General features: G+C 40.1%; 2 tRNA genes and 3 rRNA genes. All 5 read right to left on the bottom strand.

The annotated features are described in order from the left end of the window. Positions 1 to 796: 796 nt before the first annotated feature. A 5S ribosomal RNA gene (gene rrf, locus L8T82_RS07835) occupies positions 797 to 913 on the bottom strand. 295 nt (positions 914 to 1208) lie between these two features. After that, positions 1209 to 4116, bottom strand: a 23S ribosomal RNA gene (locus L8T82_RS07830). 455 nt (positions 4117 to 4571) lie between these two features. Then, a tRNA-Ile gene (locus L8T82_RS07825) sits at positions 4572 to 4648 on the bottom strand. Positions 4649 to 4656: 8 nt separating this feature from the next. After that, positions 4657 to 4732 (bottom strand) — tRNA-Ala (locus L8T82_RS07820). A 95-nt stretch (positions 4733 to 4827) separates the two neighbouring features. Continuing rightward, positions 4828 to 6340: ribosomal RNA gene (locus L8T82_RS07815) — 16S ribosomal RNA — on the bottom strand. The 16S, 23S and 5S rRNA genes sit together here with 2 tRNA genes alongside, the layout of an rRNA operon. Positions 6341 to 6626: the final 286 nt, after the last annotated feature.

Below are 6626 nucleotides of genomic sequence, written 5' to 3'. Positions count from 1 at the left end.
AATATAAGAAATATAAGAAATATAAGAAATATAAGAAATATAAGAAATATAAGAAATATAATCTAAAAATTAAAACATATTTAGCAAACCACTAAAGAACAAAAATAATTTTAGCAAATTGATAAAAAAGTCAACAAACAATTAAAAATAAACCACCAATAAATTATTAGAATACTTCAACATAGATTAAAAACCAAATCTAAAAACTATACTAAAAATAAAAAAAACCTAATTTATCAGATTAATAAAAAACCAAAAACATAAGCGATAAAAACTAAAAAACAAAATTTATCAAACTCACTATAAACATTTTAAAGTTAAAACAACTAAATCCCCAAACCATAAAAAACCTAAAACTAAATCAAACACTAAAAATAAGAATTAAAAACTATCTACAGTTAACAACCAAGTTGGCTAAACCACTAAATAAAAATCACAAAAAATAAAACAATAAACCCAACCACCAAATAAGCCATTAAAACAATTCAATAACTAACAACACAAATCTAAACCATAAAAAAATAAAACAATAAACCCAAAAACCATAACATATAAGAATAAAAATCGATAACAAAATAAAAAAAACAAACCACTCTAAAAATTAAACCAATAAACAGCTAAATGCATATAAAACTAAATTTTATAAAATAAAAAAAAATAATAAATACCCTATCTAATCAACACAAATTAATTAAAAATTTTCACAATATAACTAAATAATATATAAAAATAAATTTTATAAATAACTAAAATAACTATAGGATTATATATAAAGTAAGAATAATAAGAATTAACAAGTCCGCAATGAGCTACTTTCCCCCTGCCAGTAAGGCGTAGTATCATCACCCACGATGTGCTTAGCTTCTTGGTTCGGGATGGAGCAAGGCGTCTCCACATCTGTATAATCACGGACATTGTTATTTAAATATTCTATTTAATATAGCATAATAAAAACAATCAATAAGATTTAAACATAAAAATCATTTTTATTTTAACTTTCATCTTATTCTTATATTTAGATGTTTTATTGAACTAAATACTTTATTGTTTTATTTTAGAATACTTAAAAAACAATGTTAAGAGCAAGTTCTAATATAAACTTTACTTGTAAGATTTTATAAACTTAAGAATGTAATTTTTATATAAATATTTCACATAAAAATACTCAAAGCTTTATTAAAAACCTTAACAAGGAAGTGATGCTTAAATAAGATAAGCCAAACGCTCTATTAGTACTGGTCAGCTAAAGGACTTTCATCCATTACACACCCAGCCTATCAAACTAGTAGTCTTCTAGAGAGCTTAGAGAAGATTCATCTTAGAGTTGGCTTCACGCTTAGATGCTTTCAGCGTTTATCCGTTCCAAACTTAGCTACGCTGCGATGCTCTTGGCAGAACAACAGCTACACCAGTGGTTTGTTCAACCCGGTCCTCTCGTACTAGGGTCAAATCTCTTCAATCTTCTTACGCCCACGGCAGATAGGGACCGAACTGTCTCACGACGTTCTGAACCCAGCTCGCGTACCGCTTTAAATGGCGAACAGCCATACCCTTGGGACCTGCTCCAGCCCCAGGATGCGATGAGCCGACATCGAGGTGCCAAACCTCCCCGTCGATGTGAGCTCTTGGGGGAGATCAGCCTGTTATCCCCGGGGTACCTTTTATCCTTTGAGCGATGGCCCTTCCACACAGAACCACCGGATCACTAAGACCGACTTTCGTCTCTGCTTGACTTGTATGTCTTGCAGTTAAGCTGGCTTATACCTTTATACTCTACGAACGATTTCCAACCGTTCTGAGCCAACCTTTGTAAGCCTCCGTTATTATTTGGGAGGCGACCGCCCCAGTCAAACTACCCACCAGACATTGTCCCACTTGAGGATAACTCAAGCTGGTTAGCTACCCAAATAAGAAAGAGTGGTATCTCAACAACGGCTCATATACAACTGGCGTCATATACTCAAAGCCTCCCACCTATCCTGCACATTCTTATCCAAATAGCAGTGTCAAGCTGTAGTAAAGGTCCACGGGGTCTTTCCGTCTTGCCGCGGGTAGGAGGAATTTTCACCTCCACTACAATTTCACTGGATCCCTCTTTGAGACAGCTCCCATCTCGTTACGCCATTCATGCAGGTCGGTATTTAACCGACAAGGAATTTCGCTACCTTAGGACCGTTATAGTTACGGCCGCCGTTTACTCGGGCTTCGATCAAGAGCTTCGCTAATGCTAACCCCATCAATTAACCTTCGAGCACCGGGCAGGCGTCACACCCTATACATCCTCTTACGAGTTAGCAGAGTGCTGTGTTTTTGGTAAACAGTCGGGAGGGACTCTTTGTTGTAAGTTTCTTCGCTTTCGGAGTAAATCCTAATACGAAGCGAACCACACCTTATACCGAAGATACGGTGCTATTTTGCAGAGTTCCTTAAAGAGAGTTCTTCCACGCGCCTTAGAATACTCATCCCACCCACCTGTGTCGGTTTACGGTACGGGCAACATTAGCTAAACTTAGAAACTTTTCTTGGCTCGACGGCATCAGCAATTCTCCTCGCTGTCCGAAGACTTTGAAGAGCCTTTCAGTTCTCGGAGTATTGTTATACGGATTTGCCTATATAACCTCCTACGACCTTAGACTAGCACTTCCATCCGCTAGCTTGCTTAGCCCTAAGCGTCCTTCCATCGCACACTAATGTTGGTATTGGAATATTAACCAATTTGCCATCGTCTACCCCTTTCGGACTCGACTTAGGACCCGACTAACCCTACGATGACGAGCATCGCGTAGGAAACCTTGGGTTTACGGCGTTAATGATTCTCACATTAATTATCGCTACTCATGCCTGCATGCTCACTTCTATTCGCTCCAGCACTCCTTACCGGTATACCTTCGGCGCAAATAGAACGCTCTCCTACCACTTGATAAAATCAAGTCTACAGCTTCGGTACTTACTTTAGCCCCGTTATATTTTCCGCGCAAAATCACTAGACCAGTGAGCTATTACGCTTTCTTTAAAGGATGGCTGCTTCTAAGCCAACCTCCTGGTTGTTTAAGTAACTTCACATCGTTTTCCACTTAAGTAAGATTTAGGGACCTTAGCTGGTAGTCTGGGTTGTTTCCCTCTTGACGACGGATTTTATCACTCGCCGCCTGACTGCTGTGATTACATATAAGGTATTCGGAGTTTGATAGGGTTTGGTACATTGGTGTATGCCCTAGCCCATTCAGTGCTCTACCCCCTTATACTACGACACAACGCTATACCTAAATATATTTCGGAGAGAACCAGCTATCACGAAGTTTGATTGGCCTTTCACCCCTATCCACAAGTCATCCGGGGGCTTTTCAACGCCTATCGGTTCAGTCCTCCACTAGTTCTTACACTAGCTTCAACTTGCTCATGGATAGATCACTTCGTTTCGGGTCTGCAGCATCTGACTTAAGCGCCCTATTCAGACTCGCTTTCGCTACGGCTTCGCGTGTGCTTAACCTTGCCAGACACCACAACTCGCAGGCTCATTATGCAAAAGGCAGTCCATCACACTGTATTGCTACATAGTGCTCTGAATGATTGTAAGCAAATGGTTTCAGGTTCTATTTCACTCTGATCACCTCAGTTCTTTTCACCTTTCCCTCACGGTACTTGTGCACTATCGGTCTGGTAGTAGTATTTAGGGTTGGATCGTGGTCGACCCAGCTTCAGACAGGATTCCTCGTGTCCCGCCCTACTCAGGATACTGCTAGCTAAGGTTTAGTTTTCGTATACGGGACTATCACCCTCTATGGCTACACTTTCCAGAGTGTTCTACTAACCTTACCTATTGCACATTGCAGTCCTACAACCCCCAGTGCAAGCACTGGGTTTGCCCTCTTGCGCTTTCGCTCGCCGCTACTGACGCAATCTCTATTGATTTCTTTTCCTGTAGGTACTAAGATGTTTCAATTCCCTACGTTCGCTCCATTATGGTAGTATATATCTCTATATACTGGGTTGCCCCATTCGGAAATCTACGGATCAAAGCTTCTTGACAGCTCCCCGTAGCTTATCGCAGTCTAGTACGTCCTTCATCGCCTTTACCAGCCAAGGCATCCACCATTCGCTCTTAATAGCTTACCTTTTAATTCATTCTAAAACGCATCACTTCCTTGTTAAAGTTTTTATGATAAGACTTTACTATCTTAAGACGGAAAGCATTTAAACACTTAATAAAACTAAAAACATTAGTCTAACTAAGTTGTGAGTTTAAAACTTGTCTTTAACTAAAAGCTAAAGAAAAGATAGTTAGGTTTTATCCTTTAACAAGTCCTGTAAAATTGTTTTTATTAAAACTTGCTTGTGACTCTTAACAATGATAATTCAAATAACATTAAATAACTAATCTAATATATAAAATATTCTATTATTTATTTAGCTTAGGTCTTAAAACCTAAAGGAAGTATATATAAAGAGTTTAAATAATTTAAAAACATAAGTAATAAAGTATTTTACTTTAATTATTACTTTATTATTAGCTATATACTTGCTTTAAGTTTTAAAACTTTATTATATGATTGATAAACAAATCTTTTTTATGGTGGGCCTAACAAGACTTGAACTTGTGACCTCACCCTTATCAGGGGTGCACTCTAACCAGCTGAGCTATAGGCCCTTAATAAATGGTGGAGAATAGCGGGATCGAACCGCTGACCTCCTGCGTGCAAAGCAGGCGCTCTCCCAGCTGAGCTAATTCCCCAAAATTAGCTTTTCATCAATCTTTGAAATCTAAACAAGGATGATTGAGTCTATATATGAACTGATAGTTGTGAGACTTATCAGTTTGTACTCTAGAAAGGAGGTGATCCAACCGCAGGTTCTCCTACGGTTACCTTGTTACGACTTCACCCCAGTCGCTGATTCCACTGTGGACGGTAACTAGTTTAGTATTCCGGCTTCGAGTGAAATCAACTCCCATGGTGTGACGGGCGGTGAGTACAAGACCCGGGAACGTATTCACCGTAGCATGGCTGATCTACGATTACTAGCGATTCCGGCTTCATGCTCTCGAGTTGCAGAGAACAATCCGAACTGGGACATATTTTATAGATTTGCTCCACCTCGCGGTATTGCGTCTCATTGTATATGCCATTGTAGCACGTGTGTCGCCCTGGGCATAAGGGCCATGATGACTTGACGTCGTCCACACCTTCCTCCTCCTTACGAAGGCAGTCTATTTAGAGTGCTCGGCCAAACCGTTAGCAACTAAATACGTGGGTTGCGCTCGTTGCGGGACTTAACCCAACATCTCACGACACGAGCTGACGACAGCCGTGCAGCACCTGTCTCTAAGTTCTAGCAAGCTAGCACCCTCTTATCTCTAAGAGGTTCTTAGGATATCAAGCCCAGGTAAGGTTCTTCGCGTATCTTCGAATTAAACCACATGCTCCACCGCTTGTGCGGGTCCCCGTCTATTCCTTTGAGTTTTAATCTTGCGACCGTACTCCCCAGGCGGTACACTTAATGCGTTAGCTGCATTACTGAGATGACTAGCACCCCAACAACTAGTGTACATCGTTTAGGGCGTGGACTACCAGGGTATCTAATCCTGTTTGCTCCCCACGCTTTCGCGCCTTAGCGTCAGTTAAGTTCCAGCAGATCGCCTTCGCAATGGGTATTCTTGGTGATATCTACGGATTTTACCCCTACACCACCAATTCCATCTGCCTCTCCCTCACTCTAGACTACCAGTTTCCCAAGCAGTTCAACGGTTAAGCCGTTGGATTTCACAAGAGACTTGATAATCCGCCTACGCGCCCTTTACGCCCAGTGATTCCGAGTAACGCTTGCACCCTCCGTATTACCGCGGCTGCTGGCACGGAGTTAGCCGGTGCTTATTCCTTAGGTACCGTCAGAATTCTTCCCTAAGAAAAGGAGTTTACGCTCCGAAAAGTGTCATCCTCCACGCGGCGTTGCTGCGTCAGGGTTTCCCCCATTGCGCAATATTCCCTACTGCTGCCTCCCGTAGGAGTCTGGACCGTGTCTCAGTTCCAGTGTGACTGATCATCCTCTCAGACCAGTTAAGCGTCATAGCCTTGGTGAGCCATTACCTCACCAACTAGCTGATACTATATAGTCTCATCCTACACCGAAAAACTTTCCCTACTCAACTTATGTTAAGCAGGAGTATAGAGTATTAGCAGTCGTTTCCAACTGTTGTCCTCTTGTGTAGGGCAGATTAACTATACCTTACTCACCCGTGCGCCACTAATCCACTTCTAGCAAGCTAAAAGCTTCATCGTTCGACTTGCATGTATTAGGCACGCCGCCAGCGTTCACTCTGAGCCAGGATCAAACTCTCCATAAAAAATATAGATAGTTTAATCTTTTTCTCCAAAGAAAAAGTATTTTAAAGATTAATAAAATAATCTTTAATTATTAATTGATAGATTTACATTATTAAGGTAAATCTCTGGCTCAATCGATCACTTATTTAGATTTCAAAGATTGACTATAAGATTTGATTAACAATATTAATAATTTAAAGAACAAATATTAAAAATTAAGATAAAAATCTTAAGTTTTTTAAGCCCCTTTTATTTGAAAAGGAAATGAAATTATAGCAGTAAAAGCTTAAAGTTTTATTAAATTGG

This window comes from Campylobacter sp. IFREMER_LSEM_CL292 (genome assembly GCF_025771615.1).
GTDB classification, from domain to species: domain Bacteria; phylum Campylobacterota; class Campylobacteria; order Campylobacterales; family Campylobacteraceae; genus Campylobacter_D; species Campylobacter_D lari_D.
The sequence above is the reverse complement of the archived record's forward strand: the minus strand, read 5'-3'. Positions and strand labels throughout refer to the sequence as shown.